The following is a 3,535-nucleotide window of genomic DNA, read 5'->3' as shown; positions in this document are numbered from 1 at the left end:
CTCCAGCGCTCTCTGCTGCCGCAGGAGCTGGAGCAGCCCGACGATCTCCGCGTGGCCGCCACCTATCAGCCGGGCGGCGTGGACGCGGCCGTCGGTGGCGACTGGTACGACGTCATCACCCTCGGCGCGGGCCGCACCGCCCTCGTCATCGGGGACGTCATGGGCCGTGGCGTGCGCGCCGCCGCCGTCATGGGCCAGCTCCGCACCGCCGTACGCGCCTACGCACGCCTCGACCTCCCGCCCCACGAGGTCCTCCAGCTCCTGGACGGCCTGGCCGCCGAGATCGACGCCAGCCAGATCGCCACCTGCGTCTACGCCGTCCACGACCCCAACGAAGGCCGGCTGATCTACGCCTCCGCCGGCCATCTGCCCATCCTCGTCCGCGACGCCGACGGCACGGTCCGCCGCGCCGCCGAGCCGACCGGACCGCCGCTCGGCACCGGCGGCTGGCTGCACACCTCGGGCTCCGTCCCCCTCGGCCCCGGCTGCAGCGCCGTCCTCTACACCGACGGCCTCGTCGAACGCCGCGACAAGGACATCGACCACGGCGTGGACGCCCTGGAAGCCGCCTTCGCGGGCGCCACCGGCGCCCCCGACATCGTCTGCGACCGCCTCCTGCGCTCCCTCGGCATCAGCGCCGACCACGACGACGACGTCGCCATCCTCGTCCTCCAGCACCCCGAACGCACCGGCCACGACGCCGAGCTGTTCCACAACGCCGCCCTCGAACTCCACGGCGGCACCGAAGCGGCCCCCCGCGCCCGCGCCTTCGCCTCCGGCGTCCTGGCCTCCTGGCGCTTCTCCCCGGAACTCCACGACCTCGGCGTCCTGGCGGCCAGCGAACTGGTCGCCAACTCCCTCCAGCACGGCACACCCCCCATGCGCCTCCGCCTCCGCCGTACCGACCGCCGCCTGATCATCGAGGTCACCGACGGCGACGACCACCTCCCCCGCCGCCGCCGCGCCGAACCGGCCGACGAGGCCGGCCGCGGCATCTCCATCGTCGCGACCATCGCCTCGTCCTGGGGCTCCCGCCGCACGCCGGGCGGCGGCAAGGCGGTGTGGTGCGAATTCGCCCTGCCGCGGGCTAGGGCCTGACCCCATCGGACAGGCCCTGGAGCGGTATGCCCCTACGCCGGGTCACGCTGCCGCGGCCACCGACTCCGACCGCGGCGCGGGAACCGCCGCCACCTGCCGGTGCGGATTGTCCTGCGCCGGCCGCAGTATCCGCCCCAGCCACAACGCCAACCCCGTAATCCCCAGCGCGCACACCACCAGCATCCCGATGTACGCCACGTGCATCCCATGCCCCACCATCAACGCACCCACCGCCGGCCCCACGGCCAACGCCAACTGCTTGACCAGGGCAAACGCCGAGTTGTACTGACCTATCAGCGAGGCCGGCGCCAAATCGGCCACCAGCGGGGCCACCGTCGGCGACAACATCGACTCACCTATCCCGAACAGCGCATACGTCGAGATCAGCAGCGTCGTCGCCACCGCCTGCGCACCATGCACCAGCCCCGACACCCCGGCAGCCAGCCACGCCACGGTCCAGATCACCCCGACGAGGGCCATGACCCGGCTGCGCCGACGCCGCTCGACCAGCCTCAGCACCACGAACTGCGCCGCCACAATTGCCGCCGTATTGGCTGCCAGCGCGATCCCGAGCGTGGCCGGCGCGATCCGGGTGACCTCGGTCGCGTACGCCGCCAGCCCCGACTCGAACTGCCCGTAGCAGGCGAAGAACATCACAAAGCCCAGCACACACAGCCACACCATCCGCCGGTCGCCGAACAGCGCCCGCCACGCCCCCTTGGGCCGCTCCCCGGTCGGCACCGCATCCTCGACCTTCGGCACCTGCGGCAGCCGTACGGAAGCAATAGCGGCTCCCAGGACCAGGAACATCACGGCCTCGATGGCGAACAGCCGTACAAAGCTCGCCGGATGCGCGGCGTCGACCAGCAGGCCACCGACCAGCCCGCCGACACCGAGCCCCAGGTTGTTCAGAAAGAACTGCGTAGCGAACGCCCGCGACCTGGTCACCGTCGTCGAGCACCACACGATCATCGTCGCGAGGGCCGGCTGTATCACCGCGATACCCGCACCGAGCGCCACGGCCGACGCGATCACCAGCGGCTCCGTGGCCGACAGCCCCAGGCCCAGCGCCCCGACGGCCGCCGACACCGCGCCCACGATGGCCACCGGCAGCGGACCCCGCCGGTCGATCACCCGACCGGTCAACGGCAGCACGACCAGCGCGGCCACGGCCAGCATGGCCAGCACCACGCCCGCCGTACTCGCACCGAGGTCCCGCACCTTCGCCACATAGACGTAGAGATACGGAACCGTGAAGCCATTCCCGAACGCGCTCAGCGCGTTCCCCAGCTGGATCCGGCGCAACGCGGCGCCCATCGCGGTGGTCACACTCACCTACCTAGGTCAAGTCACAAGACGAATAAGAGGTACGAACCCACGAGCTGCGGCAGCCCTCAGCGGGACCGGACAGTCACACCCTGAAGACTTCAAAGCTAAAGTTCGAACTTAAAGAGTACACAATGAAGGACTTCGACGCCAATGACTTTCGTGTCATACTGCGCCGCATGCCTGAGCCCTCAGAAGCGGCCCCCGACGCGAACGAGCCGAGCCTCGAGCAGCAGATCGCGGCCTACCAGCGCGAGTTCCAGGACCTCGACCCCCAGGTCGAGCAGGTCGTCTCCGCACTCCAGCGCCTCAACCGGCGGATGAACGTCGCCTACGGACGCCAGACGGCAACCCTCGGCCTGAGCAACGCCGAATGGGAGGTACTCAAGGCCCTCGTCGTCTCGGGAGCCCCCTACCGGCTGGGCCCCGGCGAACTCGCCAAGCGCCTGGGCCTCACGCCGGCCGCCATGACCCACCGCATCGACCGCATGGCGAGCGAAGGCCTGGTCACCCGAGAGCGCGACGAGAGCAACCGGGTCCGCGTCATCGTCGAACTGACCCACGAAGGCCGCGAGAAGTGGCTGGAGGCCATGCGCCTGGCGGCGGTCTTCGAAGAGGACCTCCTCCAGGACATCTCAAGCGAAGACCGCCACCGCCTCGGCGAGGTCCTGACGCGCCTCCTACGCCGAGTGGAGGACGCCCAGCCGGACGCCGGAGGCCGCCTCAAGGACCTTGACTGACTCAGCTCCGGCCCAAGTTGACACGCCCCTGCCCCATCCGTAGTGTTCTCCGAGTTGCCACACAGCCGTAACGGTTCTGCGGCAGCCATCCCGCCGCTTCGCGGCACACCACTACTGCACGGCCCCTCACCGGGAACGATTTCGGCATGCCGAAATTCGGACCGGGACTCGATTATGAGTCACCGAGGAATTCCGCTAAAGTAGTGACCCCGACAAGAAATCGGAACTGAATTCGAACCGGAAACGGAACGAAATCGGATCTGATACAGTCGGAAAGGCCGGAAAGCGAAAGCCGGAAGGCCAGCCCCGCTCCAGCAGGGGGCCAGAGACGGAAACGGATCTGGTAAGGTTGGAAACGCGAAGAAGCCGAA

3 protein-coding genes are annotated in these 3,535 nt (G+C 69.4%); 2 read left to right on the top strand and 1 reads right to left on the bottom strand.

The annotated features are described in order from the left end of the window. Positions 1 to 1,098: ATP-binding SpoIIE family protein phosphatase (locus tag AB0D04_RS42380; protein WP_362712801.1), on the top strand; the 1,098-nt coding region annotated here is incomplete at its 5' end. 42 nt (positions 1,099 to 1,140) lie between these two features. On the opposite strand, the gene AB0D04_RS42375 is transcribed toward AB0D04_RS42380, so the two are convergent. After that, positions 1,141 to 2,427, bottom strand: a complete 1,287-nt coding sequence (locus AB0D04_RS42375; protein ID WP_362712802.1) for an MFS transporter — start codon at positions 2,425 to 2,427, stop codon at positions 1,141 to 1,143. Between the two features lie 176 nt (positions 2,428 to 2,603). On the opposite strand from AB0D04_RS42375, the gene AB0D04_RS42370 reads away from it, so the two are divergent. After that, entirely contained in the window at positions 2,604 to 3,164 is a 561-nt protein-coding gene (locus AB0D04_RS42370) for a MarR family transcriptional regulator (RefSeq protein WP_362712799.1), read from the top strand. Positions 3,165 to 3,535: the final 371 nt, after the last annotated feature.

Source organism: Streptomyces sp. NPDC048483 (assembly GCF_040651455.1).
GTDB lineage: Bacteria > Actinomycetota > Actinomycetes > Streptomycetales > Streptomycetaceae > Streptomyces.
This window is presented reverse-complemented; position numbering and strand designations above follow the sequence as displayed.

Coding starts and splice junctions, on each gene's coding strand:
- AB0D04_RS42370 (WP_362712799.1), top strand. CDS start 2,604: ATGCCTGAGCCCTCAGAAGCGGCCCCCGACGCGAACGAGCCGAGCCTC.